This is a genomic window from Sphingopyxis indica, assembly GCF_900188185.1.
GTDB lineage: Bacteria > Pseudomonadota > Alphaproteobacteria > Sphingomonadales > Sphingomonadaceae > Sphingopyxis > Sphingopyxis indica.
This window is the reverse complement of the sequence record NZ_FZPA01000003.1, coordinates 176,478-196,213: the sequence shown is the minus strand read 5'-3', so window position 1 is coordinate 196,213 and position 19,736 is coordinate 176,478. Positions and strand designations below refer to the sequence as shown.

The following is a 19,736-nucleotide window of genomic DNA, read 5'->3' as shown; positions in this document are numbered from 1 at the left end:
CCGTGCCCGGACAATGTAAGCCTTCCGGCAGGGCCTCGCAAGCTGTGGCGATTGCGGATCAGTGCGTTGCGCGTCTGTTAAGATCGTGGCCGAGCGCCACGACGGCGACGCCGATCATCGTCGCCAGCACCTCGCTGCCGTCGTGCGGCCTGGCGAGCGCCCCCGCCATGATGCCGAGCCCGAAGCTGCCGACCGCGAAAGGCATCATATAGCCGTGGCTGAGCACCCCCGCGAGCAGGGTCACCAGCGCGAAGCCGATCGCGATGATCAGCCCGATCTCGTGAAACAGCGGGTTGTGCAGCACGCCGCCGACCGATGCGATCGAGGCGAAGATAATCGTCGTCGCGAGGCAGTGGACGAGGCACAGGCCCGACAGGCCCATCGCGAGCTGGTCGCCCGACAAGGCGGTGAGCGGCCGCGAATCGCGCGCAGCCCGCACAATCGCGCCAAGGCGCGTCAGGGCAGGGGTCTGGCTGGCGACGTGGGTCACCCGATTCTCCGTGGCCGGTGGGACGGGCAGCGATATGGCATAACATGACAGAGGTTACAACATAACATTGCAGCTGCCATCGAATGGGCAAAAGGCCTCAGCCGCTCGCTTCGGCCCGCAGCGCCTTGCGGTCGAGCTTGCCGATCATTGTCTTGGGCAGCGCCCCTCGCACTTCGACCCCGACGACGCGCTCATGCTTGCCGAGCTGGGGGTTGAGCCATGCGGCAAGCGCCTCGCCCGAAACCTCGAACCCGTCCTCGAGCGTCACGAAGGCCTTCGGCATTTCGCCATGATAGGCATCGGGGACGCCGAGAACGATCGCTTCCTTGACCGCGGGATGCTGGTGCAGCCGCGCCTCGATCACGCTCGGATAGACTTTGAAGCCGCCGACCGCGATCATATCCTTAAGCCGGTCGACGATCGCGATATAGCCGTCGCCGTCGATCGTCGCGACGTCGCCGGTGCGCAGCCAGCCGTCGGCGGTGAAGCTGTCCTTATCGGCCTCGGGCCGGTTCCAATAGCCGCGCATCACCTGCGGCCCCTTGACCGCGAGTTCGCCGGGCTCGCCGGCGGGCGCGTCCTTCGACGGGTCTTCCTTGTCGAGCAGCCGGATGTGCGTCGCGGGGATCGGCTGGCCGATCGTCCCCGCCTTGACCGGGCCGTCATAGGGGTTGGTCGCGACGACCCCCGCGCTTTCGGTAAGGCCATAGCCCTCGACGAGCGAGGCGCCGGTTGCCGCGACGAATTTCTCGCGCAGCTCGGCGGGCATCGGCGCGCCGCCCGAGATGCAGACGCGCAGGCTGGAAAAATCGGTGCTCGCAAGATCGGGATGGTCGAGCAGCGCCTGATACATGGTCGGCACGCCAGGAAGCGCCGTCGCCCTGGTCCGCGTGATCGTCTGCAGCGCCTGTTTCGCATCGAAGCGCGGCAGCATCGCGATCGTCCCGCCGTTCAGGATCGTGCGGTTGAGCACGCAGGTGTTGGCGAAGACGTGGAAGAAGGGCAACACGCCGAGGATGCGGTCGGGGGCGTCATGGTCGGGGTCGATGATGTTCACCTGCCGCGCATTCGCCGTCAGATTCTGGTGCGTCAGCATCGCCCCCTTGGGCGTGCCCGTCGTGCCGCCCGTATATTGGATCAGCGCGACATCCTGTTCCGGGTCGATTGCGACGGGTATCGGCGCGCCGTCATTGTCGGTGAGCGCCGAGAAGCGGATCACGCGCGGATCGTCGGGCAGCGCCGTGACCTCGCGGCGCCGGAACAGGCGATAGAGCACCGACTTGGCGGCGGGCAGGGCGCCCGCGACCGATCCGACGACCAGCCGCTCGAGGCTCGACCCGTCGAGCACTTCCAGCGCGGTCGGCAGCAGCGCAGAGGCGCTCATCGTGAACAGGATTTCGGTTCCCGAATCCTCGACCTGCGCTTCGAGCTCGGCGACAGTGTAGAGCGGCGAGAAATTGACCACGGTGGCGCCCGCGGCGAGCGCGCCATAATAGGCCGCGACATAATGCGGAACGTTGGGAAGGAACAGCCCGACGCGGCTTCCCTTGCCGATGCCGAGGCTCTGGAGCCCGCGCGCGACGCGCTCCGCGCCGCCGGCGACCTCGGCGTAGGAGAAATGACGGCCCATGAAGTCGAGCATCGGCGCATCGCCCTTTCTCGCGACGCTCGCCGCCAGCATGTCGGGAAGCGACAGCGGCGCGAAGATCTGATCCCATTCGGCCGGATGGCGATAGTTGGTCGACCAGGAAAAGGGGCTGTTCACGGGCGCTTCCTTCATGCCTTCGCCTGCGGCGGCAGGGGCTTGCGCCAACCCTAGGCACCGGAACCGCGCGCCGCAATCCGTACCGCAAAGGCAGGGGCGGCGCTTGCAGCGCGGCCGGGCGGCGGCTAGGCAGAAGGCCGTCATTGCCGTCAGGGGGTCGCCATGCCGCATCCGTTACCGCGTCTTGCTGCGCCGTTCGCCGCCATCGTCGCGGTGATGGCCGTTCCTGCCACCGCGAAGGACAAGGAGCCGCCGCCGCGTCCGGCTGAGATCGAAGCGCTTTACGCCTGCCGCGATATCGCCGATCCGACCGAGCGGCTCGCCTGCTTCGATCGCACCGTCGGCGCCCTGTCGAGCGCCGACGAGGCGCGCGAGATCAGCTTTGCCGACAAGGAAACGGTGAAAAAGACGCGGCGCGGACTGTTCGGCTTTTCGCTGCCCGACCTCGGCCTGTTCGGCGGCGGCGATGCCGACAAGATCGATCATATCGAGACGACCGTCGTGTCGGCGTCCGATGCCGGCTATGGTCGCTACCGGATCGAGATGGCCGACGGATCGGTGTGGGTTCAGACCGACAACGACATCATGCCGCTGCGGCCGCGTCCGGGTCAGAAGATCGAGATCAAGTCCGCGGCGCTGGGCACCTATTTCCTCAGCCTCGAAGGCCGCCCCTCGATTCGCGTCCGCCGCGAGCAATAGGGACGGGATTCGGACGAGCCGCCGCGGGAGAAGGACCCCGTGATATTGGGGGACAGCAAGTTGGCGGTCGATGCAAAGGCTCAGCCCTTCGTCCTGCTCGACGATGCGCGGTGCGAGGGGGCCGCGGCGGCGCGGCTGTTTCGCGGCCCCGTCGACACGCTGACGGCCAAATCCCCCGCCGACGTGCCCGCCTTGCTGGAGGCACTTGATGCGGCGCGGGCGCGGGGTCTGTATGTCGCGGGTTACCTCTCCTACGAAGCCGGAAAGGGGCTTTCCTCCGCATGGCGCGGCGCCGACCGTGGCGCATCGCGGGCGGACGGACCGCTCGGCTGGTTCGGCTTGTTCGAACAGGTCGAGCGGATCGACGCCGAAGCGGTCGCGGACTGGCTGCCCGACCCGGCGGGCGCCTGGATCGGCGAGGTCGAACCGCGCGTCGCGCGCGCCGATTATGAAGCGGCGGTCGCGGCGGTGCTCGACCTGATCGCGGCGGGCGACATCTATCAGGCGAACCTGACCTTTCGCGCCGGCGTCCCCTTTGCCGGCAACCCGCTCGCCGTCTATGCGCGGCTGCGGCGCACCGCGCGCGCGGGCTATGGCGGCTTCGTCTGGACGGGGACGCAGGCGATCGCTTCGCTGTCGCCCGAACTTTTCTTCGCGCTGCGCGGCGGGCGGGTGGTCGCGCGCCCGATGAAGGGAACCGCGGCGCGGCTCGCCGACCGCGACGCCGACGCCGCCGCCGCCGCCGCGCTCGCGAGGGACCCCAAGCAGCGCGCCGAAAATCTGATGATCGTCGATCTGATCCGCAACGACCTGTCGCGGGTCGCGGTGGCGGGGTCGGTCGCGGTGCCCGACCTGTTCCGGGTCGAGAGCTTTCCGACGATCCATCAGCTCGTTTCCGACGTCGTCGCGACGCTGCCCGATGGGGCGGGAGCCACCGACGTGCTGCGCGCCGCCTTTCCCTGCGGGTCGATCACCGGCGCGCCCAAGGTGCGCGCGATGGAAATCATCGACGCGCTCGAGACGGATGCGCGCGGGCTCTACACCGGGTCGATCGGCTTCATCGCGCCGGACGGCGAGGCGGCGTTCAACGTTGCGATCCGCACATTGATCTTTCCACCGAGCGGGTTGCACGATGCGCCGGCTTGCGCCACGCTGGGTCTGGGTTCGGGAATCGTCGCCGACAGCCGTGCGAGCGAAGAGTGGCGCGAATGTCTGGCCAAGGGGGAATTTGTGGGCGCAGCGGGGGAAAGCTTCGACCTCATCGAAACGATGCAGTTCGATCCGGTCGAGGGCATTCAGCGACTGGAAGGGCATCTGGCGCGGATGAAGGCGAGCGCCGCCGCGCTCGGCTTCGCCTTCGACCGGCACGGCGCGCGCAACAGCCTGCAATCGGCGACCTTCCGCCTGCGCCACGCGGCGCGGGTGCGGATGCGGCTCGCACCCTCGGGCGCGCTCGCGGTCGAAGTGTCGCCGCTGCCGCGCCTCGCCGAACTGCCGGTGCCGGTCGCGGTGTGCCCGGCACCGATGGCGGCGGATGATTTCCGCCTGACCCACAAGACGAGCCTGCGCGCCGTCTATGACGCCGCGCGCGAAGAGCGGGGCACGCCCGAAGTCGTCTTCGTCGACGAACCGGGCTTTGTCACCGAAGGAAGCTGGAGCAATATCTTCGTCGAGCGCGAGGGGCTGCTGCTGACCCCGCCGCTCGCGCTCGGGCTGCTCCCCGGCGTGCTGCGCGCCGAACTGATCGAAAAGGGGAGGGCCGTCGAATCGCACCTGCGCGTCGCCGACCTTGCGGACGGCTTCTTCATCGGCAATTCGCTGCGCGGCCTGGTGCCGGCGCGGCTTGCCGGCGGCGCGGCGGACGCGATAGGCTGACCTCGCCGCTGCATAGGTAAATTTTCCGCCGCCCGCCTTGCGATTTGCGGGCGGAGGCGATAGGCGCTGCCGCGCGCAATTTTCTGTCGAACCCGCTGCCACGGAAAGCCTCTTCCATGACGCTCAAGCCGCACACGTCCGCTGCCCTCAACCGCATCCAGCCCTCCGCGACGCTCGCGATGACCGCGCGCGTGTCGGCGCTGAAAGCCGACGGGGTCGACGTGATCGGCCTGTCGGCGGGCGAGCCCGACTTCGACACGCCCGATTTCGTCAAGGAGGCGGCGATCGAGGCGATCCGCGCCGGGCAGACCAAATATACGCTCGTCGACGGCACGATGGCGCTCAAGGAAGCGATCCGCGGCAAGTTCCGCCGCGACAACGGGCTCGACTATGGGCTCGACCAGATCACGGTGAATGTCGGCGGCAAGCACACGCTGTTCAATGCGCTCGTCGCGACGGTCGATCCGGGCGACGAGGTGATCATTCCGGCGCCCTATTGGGTGAGCTATCCCGACATCGTCCATTTCGCCGGCGGCACGCCCGTGGTGATCGAGGCGTCGGCGGCGCAGCTCTACAAGATCACCCCCGAACAGCTCGACAAGGCGATCACGCCGAAGACGCGCTGGGTCATCTTCAACTCGCCGTCGAATCCGTCGGGCGCGGCTTATTCGCCGGCGGAGATGGACGCGCTCGGCGAGGTCATCCGCCGGCACAGCCATGTGATGGTGATGACCGACGATATGTACGAGCATGTCTGGTACGCCGATTTCGCCTTCACCACGCTCGCGCAGCGCTGCCCCGACCTGGTCGATCGCATCCTGACGGTGAACGGCTGTTCGAAGGCCTATGCGATGACCGGCTGGCGCATCGGTTTTGCCGGCGGCCCCGCGTGGCTGATCAAGGCGATCGGCAAGCTGCAATCGCAATCGACGTCGAACCCCTGCTCGGTGGCGCAGGCGGCGGCGGCGGCGGCGCTCGGCGGACCGCAGCAGTTCCTCGAAGAGCGCAACGCCGCCTTCAGGAAGCGCCGCGACATGGTCGTCGCGATGCTCAACGACGCGCCGGGGCTGAGCTGCCCCGTCCCCGACGGCGCCTTTTATGTCTATCCCGACGCGAGCGGCTGCATCGGCAAGCGCACCCCGGCCGGTCATGTGATCGACAGCGACGAAGCGCTGATCGACTATTTCCTCGATTCGGCGCGCGTCGCGGCGGTTCACGGCGGGGCCTTCGGCCTGTCGCCGGCGTTCCGCGTCTCCTATGCGACGTCGGAAGCGGTGCTCAAGGAAGCGTGCGTGCGCATCCAGCAGGCCTGCGCGGCGCTGAGCTGAGAGATAAGCCGGGACGGCGGGGTGCGGAATCGACCGAAGGCGGACATCGAAATCCTCCCCGCTTGCGGGGAGGGGGACCGCCGCCGAAGGCGGTGGTGGAGGGGGCTGTCGGCCTGACGCGCCGCCGAAGGACGCTACCCCCCTCCGTCAGCGCTTCGCGCTGCCACCTCCCCGCAAGCGGGGAGGATTTGAAACGTCTGCTCCCCACCCCAATGCGGACATCCGCCGCAAAAAAAACGCTGTCCTACATCATTCGGCTGTGCCAGCCTTCGTCTCGGCTCTTTCGATAGGTGGATAAAAGCGATCACGGCCCGGCTTGCGGATGCGGGCGGGAACCGGCGCAGTATGTTCGGCAACCGCGCCCGATCGGCGGCTGCACAAGGCTGAACTTTGCTGAACTTTGAAACGATGGCGCGGACCCGGCCCGCGATAACCGACGACCGCAACGTCCGCTTCCCGCCCCAACGCTACCCCCCCTGTATCGGGGGCCTCCGCGCGGTCGATGCTAATGAATGCCAGACAACCGGCCGGTTCAGCGCAAAGTCAGCCGGCGCGGCTAAAAGTGACCCGCATCACTGCAACGGCGGCCGGGGCGCGCCACCGGTTGGGTGTAACCGGGACGGCATCGTCCCCGAATATCAGACCATGACCGAAAGAGACCGCCATGCTCGCCCTGCTTCGCTCCGATTGGCTTCCGACCATGCTCGCCGGCTTCGCGATCGGCACCCTGCTCGTGGTGCTCAAGACGCACGACATCGCGCTGCCGCTGTGATCGGGCGCGCCGGGCTCGCCGCGCTGGTGGCAGCGGTGGCCCTCGCGGGCTGCACGCCCGCCCAGGCGGAGAGCGTCGTCAGGCTGCCCGCCGCCACATTCGATCCGGCCGTCAAGGCGAGCCGCGCGACCGCGATTTTCGCGGGCGGCTGTTTCTGGGGCGTCGAGGGCGTCTTTTCGAACGTCAAGGGCGTGATCGCGGTCGAATCGGGCTATCATGGCGGCAGCAAGGCGAACGCCAGCTACGATCGCACCTCGACCGGCACGACCGGCCACGCCGAATCGGTGCGCATCACCTATGACCCGCGCGTCATCAGCTATGGCGACCTGCTGCGCATCCTGTTCTCGGTCGTCGCAGACTCGACGCTCAAGAACCGGCAGGGGCCCGACAGCGGCCCCCAATATCGCGCTGCGATCGTCCCGCTCGACGCCGCGCAACGCAAGGTTGCGGCCGCCTATCTCGCGCAGATCGGCAAGGGCGGTTATTTTGCGAAGCCGATCGTCGCGCGCGTCGAGCCTTATAAGGCCTTCTATCCGGCCGAGGCCTATCATCAGGATTTCATGCGGCGGCACCCCTCGAACGCCTATATCGTCCGGTGGGACGCGCCGAAGCTTGCGGCGCTCAAGCGCCTCTACCCCGCTATGGTGCGCGCGAAGCCCGCCCCTTGACGCGCCCGGGGTTCCCCCGCTTATCGTGCGCGAAGAATCGTTCGTCGCAAATGGCTGGCCGGAGTGGCGGCGCTGCAGAACGATGATCCCCGGCCGCCAGGGCCGGGGAGAGTTTTGGTTCGCATTCGGGGTTGCAATGAAGGTTGAATTTTCGGGCAGGCGCCTGCTCGCGGTCGTGTCGAGCGCGGTGGTGCTGGCGGGATGTGTCGGAAGCAGCGTGATCCCGGCGCCGCGGGCGGCGACCCCCGCGCCGCGTGCTGCAAACGGGGCGGCTGCGGTGCCGGTCGGAACCCCGGTGCGCACGGCGCCGCCGCCGGCGCCTGCGGGCGTGGTCGATCCGGGCTTCCAGCGTCCCCCGGCGGGCCTCGAGGCGCGCATCCACAGCCTGTGGCAGAGCTTTCCCGGCAAGACCGGAATTGCGGTCCAGCGCATCGACGGCGACTGGGCGTTTGCGGAGCGCGGCGACGACCTCTTCCCGCAGCAGAGCGTATCGAAGCTGTGGGTGACGCTGACCGTGCTCGACGCGATCGACCGCGGCGAATTGAGCTTTGACCAGAAGGTGCGGATCGGTCCCGAAGACCTGACCCTGTTCCACCAGCCGCTCGCGGCACGGGTGCGCAGCGAAGGGTCGGTGACGATGACGATCCGCGACCTCATCGAAACCGCGATCACGCACAGCGACAATACCGCGAACGATAGCCTGCTGCGCACCGTCGGCGGCCCCAAGGCGGTGAACGGCTTCATCGCGCGCAAGGATCTGGGCGCGATCCGCTTCGGACCCGGCGAGCGCCTGCTGCAAAGCGGCACCGCGGGACTCAAATGGCAGCAGGCCTATTCGTCGGGCTATGCCTTTCAAAAGGCGCGCGCCGAGCTGCCGGACTGGGTGCGGCAAAAGGCGATGGACTCCTATCTCGCCGACCCGCCCGACGGCGCGAGCCCGTCGGCGATCGCGCGCGCGCTGACGCGTCTCGCGCGCGGGGAGTTGCTCTCGCCCGAATCGACCAAATATGTGCTCGGGGTGATGAGCCGCACGCGCAGCGGCCCGAAGCGGCTCAAGGCGGGGCTACCCGCGGGCTGGGAGTTCATGCACAAGACCGGCACCGGCCAGGATTACAAGGGCATGACCGCGGGCTATAACGACATCGGCATCGCGACCGCGCCCGACGGCACCCGCTATGCGATCGTCGTGCTGCTCGGCACGACGACCTCGTCGGTCCCGGCGCGGATGGCACTGATGCAGGCGGTGTCGGGCGCCGTCGCGGACTATCACGGGCGATAGGCGTGCGACGCAAGCGCGCGGCGTGGCCGCTCCTGCTGCTGCCGCTCGCGCTCGCGGGCTGCGCGACGCCCGAGACGCGGCTGCGGAGCGGGCTCGCCGAAGCGGGGCTTTCCGAACCGATGGCGGCATGCATGGCCGATCGCATGGTCGACCGGCTGTCGCTGACGCAGCTTCGCCGGCTCGCCTCGCTCGGCAGCCTCAAGAACGGGCGCGTCGCCGATCTGACGCTCGATCAGTTCCTTCATAAGGTCCGCGCGCTCAAGGACCCGGAGATATTGGCGGTATCAACGAGTTCCGCCGCCATTTGCGCGCTCGGCTGAGCGAAAGAATTTCTATCGCCTCCCGCGGCGCCCCGCGACTTCCGAAGGGGTGGCAATCCGCGCTTCTTTGTGCTTAGGCGGCGCCGATACTCTCCCGCTCCAGAGTCGAAAGGCCCGGCAGACCTCATGAACATCCACGAATATCAGGCGAAAGAATTGCTCGCGAAATATGGCGTCGCGGTGCCCAAGGGCATTGCCGCGATGAGCGTCGAAGAGGCGGTTGCCGCCGCGAAGCAGCTTCCCGGGCCGCTCTATGTCGTCAAGGCACAGATCCACGCCGGCGGCCGCGGCAAGGGCAAGTTCAAGGAACTCGGCCCCGATGCCAAGGGCGGCGTCCGCCTCGCCAAGACGCTCGATGAAGTCGAAGCTCATGCGAAAGAAATGCTCGGGAACACGCTGGTGACCGTTCAGACCGGCGAAGCCGGCAAGCAGGTCAACCGCCTCTACATCACCGACGGCGTCGACATCGGCAAGGAATTCTACCTCGCGCTGCTCGTCGACCGCGCGACGAGCCGCATCGCGGTGGTCGCCTCGACCGAGGGCGGCATGGACATCGAGGAGGTCGCGCACTCGACCCCCGAAAAGATCCACACGATCACGATCGACCCCGCCACCGGCCTGATGCCGCACCATGGCCGCGCGGTCGCCAAGGCGCTCGACCTTTCCGGCGACCTCGCCAAGCAGGCGGCGAAGATCCTTGAAGGCCTCTACAGGACCTTCCTCGCCACCGACGCGTCGCAGATCGAGATCAACCCGCTCGCGATCTGCCCGACCGCCGAGGGCGACAAGCTCTACGTCCTCGACGCCAAGGTCGGCTTCGATTCGAACGCGATGTTCCGCCACAAGGATCTCGCGGACCTGCGCGACCTGACCGAGGAAGATCCGGCCGAGGTCGAGGCGAGCGAATATGACCTCGCCTACATCAAGCTCGACGGCAATATCGGCTGCATGGTCAACGGCGCCGGCCTTGCGATGGCGACGATGGACATCATCAAGCTGAACGGGGCCTTCCCGGCGAACTTCCTCGACGTCGGCGGCGGCGCGTCGAAGGAAAAGGTCACGGCGGCGTTCAAGATCATCCTCAAGGACCCCGCCGTGCAGGGCATTCTCGTCAACATTTTCGGCGGCATCATGAAGTGCGACATCATCGCCGAGGGCATCGTCGCCGCGGCGAAGGAAGTGAATCTGTCGGTGCCGCTCGTCGTCCGCCTCGAAGGCACCAACGTCGAGAAGGGCAAGGAAATCCTGGCCAGCAGCGGCCTCGCGATCGTCCCCGCCAATGATCTGGGCGATGCGGCGAAGAAGATCGTCGCCGAGGTCGCGAAGGCGGCGTGATGACAGATTTCCCTCTCCCCTTGGGGGAGAGGGTTGCGCAGACTTGCCAGCTTGCTGGCTAGTCGGAGCTGGGTGAGGGTATGCGAGCCACGGGCTCGCGCGGAACTCCGCTCCGCCCACCCTCATCCAGGTTCGCCCCGGACTTGATCCGGGGCTCCCGGTCCTTCTCCCATCGAGGGAGAAGGGATAAACGGGTTCGACTGGTTGACGTTTACGTAAACGCCAATTATGGCGCGATGCACAATTTTTCGAGAGGAGCTCAAAAAGCCATGAAAATCCTCGTCCCCGTGAAGCGGGTGCTCGATTACAACGTCAAGCCGCGGGTGAAATCCGACGGCACGGGCGTCGACCTGGCGAACGTCAAGATGTCGATGAACCCGTTCGACGAAATCGCGGTCGAAGAGGCGATCCGCCTCAAGGAAAAGGGCGTCGCGACCGAAATCGTCGCGGTGTCGATCGGCCCGGCGAAGGCGCAGGAAACGCTGCGCACCGCGCTCGCGATGGGCGCCGACCGCGCGATCCTGGTGCAGACCGACGATGCCGTCGAGCCGCTCGCCATCGCGAAGATATTGAAGGCGATCGCCGATGCCGAAACCCCCGGCCTCGTCATCCTCGGCAAGCAGGCGATCGACGACGACAACAACCAGACCGGCCAGATGCTCGCCGCGCTGACCGGCTGGGCGCAGGGCACCTTCGCGAGCGCGGTCAATGTCGAGGGCGATAGCGTGAGCGTGACGCGCGAGGTCGACGGCGGGCTCGAGACGGTGAAGCTCAAGCTTCCCGCGATCGTCACCACCGACCTTCGCCTCAACGAGCCGCGCTATGCGAGCCTCCCCAACATCATGAAGGCGAAGTCGAAGCCGCTCGATACCAAGACGCCCGCCGACTACGGCGTCGACACGAGCCCGCGCGTCAAGCTGCTCAAGGTTTCGGAGCCCCCCGTCCGCCAGGCGGGCATCAAGGTCGCCGACGTCGACGAACTGGTCGCCAAGCTGAAAGCCATGGGAGTGCATTCATGAAAACGCTTGTTTGGGTCGAACATGACGGCAGCGCCGTCAAGGACGCCACGCTCGCTGCGGTGACCGCGGCTTCGAAGCTCGGCGAAGTGCATCTGCTCGTCGCCGGCGAAGGTGTCGATGGCGTCGCCAAGGCGGCGGCGGAAATCGCGGGCGTCGGCAAGGTCCATGTCGCCGACAACGCCGCCTTCGCGCACAATCTGCCTGAAAATGTCGCGCCGATGATCGCCGGACTGATGGCGAGCCACGATGCGTTCGTCGCCCCCGCGACCACCACGGGCAAGAATATCGCGCCGCGCGTTGCCGCGCTACTCGACGTGATGCAGATTTCGGACATTCTTTCGGTCGAGGGCGACAAGAGCTTCACCCGCCCGATCTACGCCGGCAACGCGATCGCGACCGTCGAGAGCTCGGACGCCAAGCTCGTCCTCACCGTGCGCGGCACGGCGTTCGAGAAGGCCGCTGCCAGCGGCGGTTCGGGTGCGGTCGAAGCCGTGGATGGCGGCAGCGACGCCGGCATCTCGAGCTTCGTCGGCGCCGAAATCGCCAAGTCGGAACGCCCCGAGCTCACCTCGGCCAAGGTCATCGTCTCGGGCGGCCGCGCGCTCGGCTCGAGCGAGAAATATGAAGAGGTCATCGTCCCGCTCGCCGACAAGCTCGGCGCTGCATTGGGTGCCAGCCGCGCCGCGGTCGATGCGGGCTATGTCCCCAATGACTATCAGGTCGGCCAGACCGGCAAGATCGTCGCGCCGGAGGTCTATTTCGCGATCGGCATCTCGGGCGCGATCCAGCATCTCGCGGGCATGAAGGATTCCAAGACGATCGTCGCGATCAACAAGGACGAGGACGCCCCGATCTTCCAGGTCGCCGACCTCGGCCTCGTCGCCGACCTCTTCACCGCGGTGCCCGAGCTGACCAGCAAGATCTGATCGGGCGCAGCATTTGAATACGAATGGCGGTCCTGCGGGGCCGCCATTTCGTTTGATCGGCCGGCGGGCTTCCCGCAGAACCGTCCCGTCACGATAAAAGACGGGAGAGCAAAATGCGCCGATCCTTTTTCGCTCTGGCTGTTGCCGCAATGCCGCTTGTCGCGGCCCCGGCCTCCGCTCCGGCCCAGACCACAGCCGCTGCCCCCACGCTAGCCATAGACAAGGCCCGCATCGACGCCGCGCTCGCGGCGATGGTCGAAAGCGGGCGTGCCGCGGGCGTCTCGGCGCTCGTCTGGAAGGACGGGCGCGAGGTCTATTTCGGCACGGCGGGCATGGCCGACCGCGCCGCGGGCAAGCCGATGCGCCGCGACACGATCGCGCAAATCTTTTCGATGACCAAGCCGGTGACCGGCGTCGCGCTGATGCAATTGTGGGAAGCGGGCAAGGTCCGCCTCGACGATCCGCTCGCCAAATATCTTCCCGAATATGCGCAGATGCGCGTCTATGCGGGAAAGGACGCCGCGGGCGCGCCGCGCTATGTGCCCGCCGACCGCCCGATCACCGTGCGCGACATCATGCGCCACACCGCGGGCTTCGCCTATGGTGCGGGGCCGACGCCGGCGCACGACGCCTTCGTCGCCGCCGACCCGCTCGCGCTCACCAACAGCCTTGCGGAAGCAAGCCGCCGCATCGCCAGCGTGCCGCTGCTGTTCCAGCCGGGCACCCAGTGGAGCTATAGCGCCGCGGTCACCGTGCAGGCGGCGCTCGTCGAAAAGCTCGCGGGCGAACCCTTTGCCGATTATGTCCGCACCCACATCTTCGTGCCGCTCAAGATGACCGACACCGCGTGGCGCGAGCCCGAGGCGAAATTCGCCCGGCTGTCGGCCATGTACGCGATGAAGGACGGCAAGCTCGTTCAGCAGGACGCCGCCGAGACGCGCAAGCTCAACTTTCAGGACAATGCGCTGACCCCGGGCGGTTTCGGGCTCGCCTCGACGCTCGACGATTATCAGCGTTTCGCGCGGATGCTGCTCAATGGCGGCGAACTCGACGGGGTGCGGATCCTGAGGCCCTCGACGGTGCGGCTGATGGCGACCGACCAGCTCGACCCCGCGGTGACCGAACGGCTGTGGCTGCCCGGCAAGGGCGCGGTCGGCTTCGGCCTCGATTTCGCGGTTCGCTATGCCCAGCCGCAGACGGCGGAAGAGAATCGCGGTGCAGTCGGCGAATTTTTCTGGGACGGTGCCGCCTCGACGCTGTTCTGGGTCGACCCCGCGAACAAGCTCACGGCGGTCTTCTTCGCCCAGACGATGCCTTTCGACGGGACGCTCCACCACGACATCCGCGCGGCGGTCTATGGCGCGGACTATAAGGGGCCGGCGGGCGATTGATGGCGGCGGCTGTCATGTTTCTGTCACCGCGGAGCGCTTGAGCGTGGCTTTGGCCGTCCGAGGAGTCCGACATGCCCCAGCCCGACAAGCGCGTCTTGCTCGCCGAGGGCCTTGCCGCGGGCGAGGATGACGCGGCGCTTCGCGCGCGTCTCGTCGGCGCGGGCGTGTCGGCGGCGTCGGCGAAATATGAGGTCGACCGGATCGTCAGGGACCCGATGGCCGCGGCGCTGCGCCGTCAGGGTGCGCGCATGGCGAAGCAGGGCTGGCTGCTCGCGAACCTCGACCGCCTCGCGCGCGAGGCCGACGGCGGCTTCGCGCTCGACACGCTCGACAGGCCCGACCCCGCGCCATTCTACCGCCATTATTATGAGGCGAACCGTCCGGCGAGGCTCACCGGCATTGTCGATCATTGGCCGGCGCTGACGCGCTGGTCGCTCGACCATTTCGAAGCGACCTGCGGTGCGGCGACCGTCGAGGCGCAGGTCGAGCGCGAGCGCGACGGCGACTATGAACTCGCCAAGGACGCGCACCGCCGCCTCGTGCGCTTCGCCGAACTGATCGACTGGCTGCGGGGGGATGCGGCGAGCAACGACATCTACCTGACCGCCTATAACAGCGGCACCAACGCGCAGGCGCTCGGGCCGCTGTGGGACGATCTCGCGCCCGTCGAACTGCTCGAAACGCGCGGGAATCGCGACGGCTTCTTCTGGCTCGGGCCGAGAGGAACGCTGACGCCGTGGCACCACGACCTCACCAATAATCTGCTCGTGCAGGTACTGGGGCGAAAGCGCGTGCGCATGGCGCCGCCGTGGGCTTTTGCGCGGATGAGGAATAGCCGCCACTGTTTCTCCGACTGGGCGAACGAACCGCTCCCCGCCGGACCGGGCGATGCCGGCACGCCGCCGGTGCTCGAAACGGTGATCGGCCCCGGCGAGGCCATTTTCCTCCCCGTGGGCTGGTGGCACCAGGTCGAGGCGCTCGACCTGTCGGCGAGCATGAGCTTCACCAACTTCCGCCGCCCCAATGCGCATGTCGAGGATTATGCGTCCTATGGGGCGTTGTAGGGCTTGCCTTCGTCGGGTGCGCGGGGCAGGATTTACGAATGGGAGGAAGGGCGCGTTGTCTTGCACTGCTCGCTATGGCGCTGGGATTGCTGTCGTCCGGCGCGGCGCCGGCCAAGGATCGCGAGCCGCTGCGGCTTGCCCCAAGTTCGAAATGGCATCTCGACTACGCCAAGGATAGCTGCCGGATCGGGCGCAGCTTCGGCGAAGGCGACCAGAAGGTCACGATATTGATCGACCGCTATGAGCCGGGCGATCCCTTTCGTCTGCAATTGATCGGCAAACCCGTGCGGACCCGCCGGTCAGACGGCATTGCCGAACTTCGCTTCGGGCCGGTCGGGCCGATGCAGGAACGATCCTATTATTCGGCAAATGCATCCGACAAGACGCCGGCGATCGTCCTTCGCGGCGCGATGCGCATCATACCGCAGCCCGACGAACCTGAATTCGAGGACGCAGCCGATCCGGACGCGGGCGACGATGCCGCTGCCGAGAAGGCGGCCAGGATCGCGATTGCGAAAGCGAAGCGAATCACGCCGGCGGAAGAGGCGGCGGCCACATTTCTCGAAGTGAGGAAACCCGCGCATCAGCCCCTTCTTCTCGAAACCGGACCGCTCGACAAAGCGCTCGCGGCGATGCGCCAATGCACCGACGAACTGCTCGATCATTGGGGAATCGACGTTGCCAAACATGCGACCCTGTCGCGGCCGGTGATCCCGAAAGGCAATCCGGGGCGCTGGGTGCTGCCCGGCGACTATCCGCCGGGCAAGGCCTGGATGGGGCAGCGCGCGATCGTCATGTTCCGGCTGAATGTCGATGAGAATGGCAGCGTCAGCGCGTGCCATATCCAGAATTCGATCGGCGACAAAGCGTTCGACGAAGCGGTTTGCGATGCCCTCAAACGACGGGCACGTTTCGAACCGGCGCTCGATAGCGACGGACGACCGATCCCGTCCTATTGGCTCAATGCCGTGAACTTTCACGTCTGAATGACGCCGGCGGGCGCCGCGAAAGATACGCCATGCCCCTCGTCCTCATGACGGCAAACGCGCTTTGGGTCTTGCAGCCGGCCAAAATACTTAGCATCATTAAGTAATGACCGACCTTGCAGCATCCCTGTCCGCCTTCATGTCGCGCGTCGCCGGGCCCGGAGAGTTGTCCGGCCTCGAGCGCCTGTCGGGCGGGGCGAATATGGAAAGCTGGGCGTTCGACTGGGCGGAAGAAGCCTATGTCCTGCGCCGTGCGCCGTCGGCCGACTATATGGCGGGCCGTCCCTATGGCCATGCGGTCGAGGCGGCGCTGGTCAAGGCGGCGCACGCGGGCGGGGCGAAGGCGCCCGAAGTCGTCGGCGTGCTCGCGGAGGGCGACGGCATGGGGACGGGCTATGTGATGCGCCGCATCATAGCCGAGGTGAGCCCGGCGAAGATCCTGGCGGCGCCGCCGCCATCGCTCGTCGCCGATCTGGGGCGCGAGCTGGCGCGCATCCACGCGCTGCCGCGCGAGGTCATTCCCGAAGGCATTCCCGCGATGGACACCGTCGAAGCGCTCGCCGAGCTCAAGGCGCGCTTCCTCTCCTATGGCGGCGACCGGCCGGCGATCGCGCTCGCGGTCAAATGGTGCGAGGATCATCTGCCCGCGCCCGCCGAACCGGTGCTCGTCCACGGCGATTACCGGATGGGCAATGTGATGGTCGATGCGGGCGGCCTCGCCGCGGTGCTCGACTGGGAACTCGCGCATCTGGGCGACGCGCACGAGGATCTGGCGTTCGGTTGCATGACGGTATGGCGCTTCGGCCAGCTCGACAGGCCCGCGTTCGGGGTCGGCAGCCTCGAGGCGTATTTCGCGGCCTATGAGGCGGCGGGCGGGCGTCCGGTCGACCGCGAACGCTTCCGCTTCTGGCTCGTCTATCGCACCCTGTGGTGGGCACTCGGCTGTCTGCAGATGGGGCAGGCGTGGCGGAGCGGCACCGACACCACGGTCGAGCGCGTCGTCGTCGGGCGGCGCACCGCCGAGCAGGAACTCGATCTCGTCCGCCTCCTCGAAAGCGAGGCGCCCGAGGCCGAGCGCGCCCGGCCTTTGCCGCCATCGCCTGTCGCGCCCGAGGTGCCGGTGGGCGAGCCGACGAACCGCGAGATGGTGCAGGCGGTGCGCGACTGGCTCGGCGAAGCGATCAAGCCGGGGGCCGAGGGCCATGGCAAGTTTCAGGTCGTCGTCGCGATGAACGCGCTCGGCATCGTCATGCGCGATCTCGACGCCGGCGCGCGGGCCGAAGACAAGAGGCTCGCCGAAGCGTTGATGCGCGGCCAGACGACGCTTGCCGAGCCCGGACTGCTGGCCAGGCTGCGCCGCGCGGTGCTCGACAAATGCGCGGTCGACAGCCCGAAATATGCGGCGCTCGCGGCGGCGCGCGCGGACTGGGGCGGATAGCGACGATCTGACGCAATCGAATCACTTCTCCCCTGAAGGGAGGGGCTTGGTCAAAGGGAGAGAGACATGGATTTCGCGGTTCCAGCCGACTTGCAGGCCTATCTGGACGAACTCGATGCCTTCATCGAAGCGGAGATCAAGCCGCTGGAAGAGGCCGACGACAATATCCGCTTCTTCGACCATCGCCGCGAACATGCGCGCACCGACTGGGACAATCAGGGCCTGCCGCGTCCCGAGTGGGAGGCACTCTTGAAACAGGCGACGCGCAAAGCCGACGCCGCGGGACACTGGCGCTTTTCGGCACCGAAGACATATGGCGGCAAGGACGGGTCGAACCTGTGGATGGCGGTGATCCGCGAGCATTTCGCCGCCAAGGGGCTGGGCCTGCACAACGACCTGCAGAACGAGCATAGCATCGTCGGCAATTTCCCTTTCGTCGAGATGTTCGAGCAGTTCGCGACGAGCGACGAGCAGAAGGCGGAGTTCATCCTCGGCGGCTTCGAGGGCAAGCGGCGGACGGCGTTCGGCCTCACCGAGCCCGAACATGGCAGCGACGCGACGCATATGGAGACGCGCGCGGTCAAGGAGACCCGCGACGGGGTCGAGGGCTGGCGGATCAACGGCGCGAAGATGTGGACGACGGGGATGCACGTCGCGACGCACTGCGCGACCTTTTGCCGCACCAGCGGCGACGATGGCAATGCCAAGGGGATCACCTGCCTGCTCGTCCCCAACCCGTCGCCGGGCCTCAGAATCGAGGAATATCTTTGGACCTTCAACATGCCGACCGATCATCCGCGTGTCAGCTTTACCGACGTATGGGTGCCCGACAGCGCGCGGCTCGGGCCCGAGGGCGGCGGATTGTCGATCGCGCAGAGCTTCGTCCACCAGAACCGCATCCGCCAGGCGGCCTCGTCGCTGGGTGCCGCGGTCTATTGCATCGAAGAGAGCGTGAAATACGCGCGGGAGCGCAAACCGTTCGGCGAGGCGCTCGCGAAGAATCAGGCGATCCAGTTCCCGCTCGTCGAGCTCGCGACGCAGGCCGAAATGCTCCGCCTGCTGATCCGCAAGACCGCGTGGGATATGGACAATATGCCGCACCAGGAGATCGAGCGCACCCTCTCCGACAAGGTGAGCATGTGCAATTACTGGGCGAACCGTCTCGTCTGCGAGGCCGCCGACCGCGCGATGCAGGTACACGGCGGCATCGGCTATTCGCGCCACAAGCCGTTCGAACATATCTATCGCCACCACCGCCGCTACCGGATCACCGAGGGCGCGGAGGAAATCCAGATGCGAAAAGTGGCAGCCTATCTGTTCGGCTATCTCGGCCCGCGGCGCGAGACGCTGGGGAAGATTTGATCACAAAGATCGGCGTGGGGTGGCCGGTCGCCGCTTGAACGGGGAACGGACATCCCCTCTCGCTTGCGGGAGGGGCAGCGAGGCTTGCGAGCTTGCTCGTTAGCCGCAGCGGGGTGGGCACCGCACCGTCGCTGCCCACCCCCCAACCCCTCCCGCAAGCGGGAGGGGAGAATTGCGGCCACTCCTGTCCGAAGATCGTCACCCCGGCTTTTTGAACCGCAGCGCGAACTGGTCGGTCTTGCCGCGAATCGCCGCGTCGAAGACGTTCGCGGTGCGCGGGTCGTCGGGGTTGGCGTAGAGGTCGTTTTCGGCGTCGAGCACGAAGCCCGCCTTGGTCAGCGCATCGACCACCGCGGCCTTGTCGATGCGGTGCAGGCTGTCCGAAAGCGTCGTGCCGCTGCCGTCCGCCGCGCTGTGATCGACGACGACGAGCGTGCCGCCGGGCTTGAGCGCCGCGAACAGCGCCGCGCTCGCCTTCGCGCCCGTATCGGCGGGGAAGGGCTTCAAATAGAGGTCGTGGAAATTCTGCACCGTGATGATCGTGTCGAGCGGCACGGGGAAGGCGGGCGCGGCGAAGGGCCCTGCGACGGCGTCGACATTGTCATAGGCCGCGGCGACCGCTTGCTGGTCGGTGCCATATTGCGCCTTGAACGCGATGAATTCCTGCGGCTGAAAGGCATAGACATGCCCCGCAGGCCCGACGACGCCCGCGAGGATGCGCGTGACATAGCCGCCGCCCATCACGAAATCGCCGACGCTTTCGCCGGGAGCGACCTCAGCGAAGTCGATCAGCCTGGCGGGCATGCGCGCCGCGTCGCGCGCGCGGTCGGCATCGGGGCGTTTGGGGTCGGCGAGGATCGCGGCATAGTTGGTCGCCATCGGCGCCGGCGCGGCCGAGGCGGCGGTGGCTTCGCCTTCGCCAGAGCCGGTCGCGGTGCAGCCGAGCAGCGCGAGCGCGCCGGCGGCGGTGAGCATCATACGGATCATGCTGGTCTCTCCCATCCTGTTGCCGCGCCATC

The 19,736-nt window shown here is 67.2% G+C and carries 17 protein-coding genes; 14 read left to right on the top strand and 3 right to left on the bottom strand.

From position 1 onward, the window contains the following. Positions 1 to 58: 58 nt before the first annotated feature. Together CHB69_RS06845 and CHB69_RS06840 are read right to left on the bottom strand one after the other, a co-directional pair. A complete protein-coding gene (locus CHB69_RS06845; protein WP_170935464.1) occupies positions 59 to 490 on the bottom strand; it encodes a MerC domain-containing protein in 432 nt (143 codons plus the stop codon). A 97-nt stretch (positions 491 to 587) separates the two neighbouring features. Beyond that, positions 588 to 2,270 (bottom strand): AMP-binding protein, encoded by a 1,683-nt coding sequence (locus CHB69_RS06840; RefSeq protein WP_089215319.1) that lies wholly within the window; start codon positions 2,268 to 2,270, stop codon positions 588 to 590. Between the two features lie 147 nt (positions 2,271 to 2,417). Between CHB69_RS06840 and CHB69_RS06835 the strand changes: the two genes are divergently transcribed. From CHB69_RS06835 to CHB69_RS06770, 14 genes are all read left to right on the top strand, one after another. After that, a complete protein-coding gene (locus tag CHB69_RS06835; RefSeq protein WP_089215243.1) occupies positions 2,418 to 2,954 on the top strand; it encodes a hypothetical protein in 537 nt (178 codons plus the stop codon). Between the two features lie 45 nt (positions 2,955 to 2,999). Further along, the gene (pabB, locus tag CHB69_RS06830) at positions 3,000 to 4,829 is read left to right on the top strand and encodes an aminodeoxychorismate synthase component I (protein ID WP_425442408.1); all 1,830 of its coding nucleotides are present in this window, start codon (positions 3,000 to 3,002) and stop codon (positions 4,827 to 4,829) included. A gap of 116 nt (positions 4,830 to 4,945) precedes the next feature. After that, positions 4,946 to 6,157: a pyridoxal phosphate-dependent aminotransferase gene (locus CHB69_RS06825; RefSeq protein ID WP_089215242.1), complete on the top strand. Its 1,212-nt coding sequence runs from the start codon at positions 4,946 to 4,948 to the stop codon at positions 6,155 to 6,157. Between the two features lie 771 nt (positions 6,158 to 6,928). Next, complete coding sequence (gene msrA, locus CHB69_RS06820) at positions 6,929 to 7,597, top strand: peptide-methionine (S)-S-oxide reductase MsrA (protein ID WP_245836602.1); 669 nt, start codon at positions 6,929 to 6,931, stop codon at positions 7,595 to 7,597. A 136-nt stretch (positions 7,598 to 7,733) separates the two neighbouring features. Further along, positions 7,734 to 8,876 carry a serine hydrolase gene (locus tag CHB69_RS06815; protein ID WP_089215317.1) on the top strand — a complete coding sequence of 381 codons (1,143 nt, stop codon included), beginning with the start codon at positions 7,734 to 7,736 and terminating at the stop codon, positions 8,874 to 8,876. Between the two features lie 2 nt (positions 8,877 to 8,878). After that, a complete protein-coding gene (locus CHB69_RS06810) occupies positions 8,879 to 9,196 on the top strand; it encodes a hypothetical protein (RefSeq protein ID WP_089215240.1) in 318 nt (105 codons plus the stop codon). A gap of 126 nt (positions 9,197 to 9,322) precedes the next feature. After that, complete coding sequence (gene sucC / locus CHB69_RS06805; RefSeq protein ID WP_089215239.1) at positions 9,323 to 10,531, top strand: ADP-forming succinate--CoA ligase subunit beta; 1,209 nt, start codon at positions 9,323 to 9,325, stop codon at positions 10,529 to 10,531. Between the two features lie 269 nt (positions 10,532 to 10,800). After that, a complete protein-coding gene (locus CHB69_RS06800; protein ID WP_089215238.1) occupies positions 10,801 to 11,550 on the top strand; it encodes an electron transfer flavoprotein subunit beta/FixA family protein in 750 nt (249 codons plus the stop codon). Then, complete coding sequence (locus CHB69_RS06795; protein ID WP_089215237.1) at positions 11,547 to 12,476, top strand: electron transfer flavoprotein subunit alpha/FixB family protein; 930 nt, start codon at positions 11,547 to 11,549, stop codon at positions 12,474 to 12,476. The genes CHB69_RS06800 and CHB69_RS06795 overlap by 4 nt, the downstream gene beginning before the upstream one ends. Positions 12,477 to 12,625: 149 nt before the next feature. Beyond that, complete coding sequence (locus tag CHB69_RS06790; RefSeq protein ID WP_212541897.1) at positions 12,626 to 13,867, top strand: serine hydrolase domain-containing protein; 1,242 nt, start codon at positions 12,626 to 12,628, stop codon at positions 13,865 to 13,867. A gap of 71 nt (positions 13,868 to 13,938) precedes the next feature. Beyond that, entirely contained in the window at positions 13,939 to 14,931 is a 993-nt protein-coding gene (locus tag CHB69_RS06785; protein ID WP_089215235.1) for a cupin-like domain-containing protein, read from the top strand. A gap of 74 nt (positions 14,932 to 15,005) precedes the next feature. Continuing rightward, the gene (locus CHB69_RS06780) at positions 15,006 to 15,917 is read left to right on the top strand and encodes an energy transducer TonB (RefSeq protein ID WP_170935463.1); all 912 of its coding nucleotides are present in this window, start codon (positions 15,006 to 15,008) and stop codon (positions 15,915 to 15,917) included. A gap of 106 nt (positions 15,918 to 16,023) precedes the next feature. Then, the gene (locus CHB69_RS06775) at positions 16,024 to 17,355 is read left to right on the top strand and encodes a phosphotransferase family protein (protein WP_089215233.1); all 1,332 of its coding nucleotides are present in this window, start codon (positions 16,024 to 16,026) and stop codon (positions 17,353 to 17,355) included. A 66-nt stretch (positions 17,356 to 17,421) separates the two neighbouring features. Beyond that, entirely contained in the window at positions 17,422 to 18,717 is a 1,296-nt protein-coding gene (locus CHB69_RS06770) for an acyl-CoA dehydrogenase family protein (RefSeq protein WP_089215232.1), read from the top strand. Positions 18,718 to 18,915: 198 nt separating this feature from the next. Here CHB69_RS06770 and CHB69_RS06765 read toward each other — a convergent pair whose 3' ends face one another. Beyond that, positions 18,916 to 19,704, bottom strand: coding sequence for a methyltransferase (locus tag CHB69_RS06765; protein ID WP_245836590.1), 789 nt, complete (start codon positions 19,702 to 19,704; stop codon positions 18,916 to 18,918). Positions 19,705 to 19,736: the final 32 nt, after the last annotated feature.

What these genes read in the sequence shown, in the direction of transcription:
- CHB69_RS06765 (WP_245836590.1), bottom strand. Translation starts at nt 19,704, where the DNA reads ATGATCCGTATGATGCTCACCGCCGCCGGCGCGCTCGCGCTGCTCGGC.
- CHB69_RS06835 (WP_089215243.1), top strand. Translation starts at nt 2,418, where the DNA reads ATGCCGCATCCGTTACCGCGTCTTGCTGCGCCGTTCGCCGCCATCGTC.
- CHB69_RS06840 (WP_089215319.1), bottom strand. Translation starts at nt 2,270, where the DNA reads ATGAAGGAAGCGCCCGTGAACAGCCCCTTTTCCTGGTCGACCAACTAT.
- sucC (WP_089215239.1), top strand. Translation starts at nt 9,323, where the DNA reads ATGAACATCCACGAATATCAGGCGAAAGAATTGCTCGCGAAATATGGC.
- CHB69_RS06825 (WP_089215242.1), top strand. Translation starts at nt 4,946, where the DNA reads ATGACGCTCAAGCCGCACACGTCCGCTGCCCTCAACCGCATCCAGCCC.
- CHB69_RS06800 (WP_089215238.1), top strand. Translation starts at nt 10,801, where the DNA reads ATGAAAATCCTCGTCCCCGTGAAGCGGGTGCTCGATTACAACGTCAAG.
- CHB69_RS06770 (WP_089215232.1), top strand. Translation starts at nt 17,422, where the DNA reads ATGGATTTCGCGGTTCCAGCCGACTTGCAGGCCTATCTGGACGAACTC.
- CHB69_RS06795 (WP_089215237.1), top strand. Translation starts at nt 11,547, where the DNA reads ATGAAAACGCTTGTTTGGGTCGAACATGACGGCAGCGCCGTCAAGGAC.
- CHB69_RS06775 (WP_089215233.1), top strand. Translation starts at nt 16,024, where the DNA reads ATGACCGACCTTGCAGCATCCCTGTCCGCCTTCATGTCGCGCGTCGCC.
- CHB69_RS06785 (WP_089215235.1), top strand. Translation starts at nt 13,939, where the DNA reads ATGCCCCAGCCCGACAAGCGCGTCTTGCTCGCCGAGGGCCTTGCCGCG.
- CHB69_RS06780 (WP_170935463.1), top strand. Translation starts at nt 15,006, where the DNA reads ATGGCGCTGGGATTGCTGTCGTCCGGCGCGGCGCCGGCCAAGGATCGC.
- CHB69_RS06815 (WP_089215317.1), top strand. Translation starts at nt 7,734, where the DNA reads ATGAAGGTTGAATTTTCGGGCAGGCGCCTGCTCGCGGTCGTGTCGAGC.
- CHB69_RS06790 (WP_212541897.1), top strand. Translation starts at nt 12,626, where the DNA reads ATGCCGCTTGTCGCGGCCCCGGCCTCCGCTCCGGCCCAGACCACAGCC.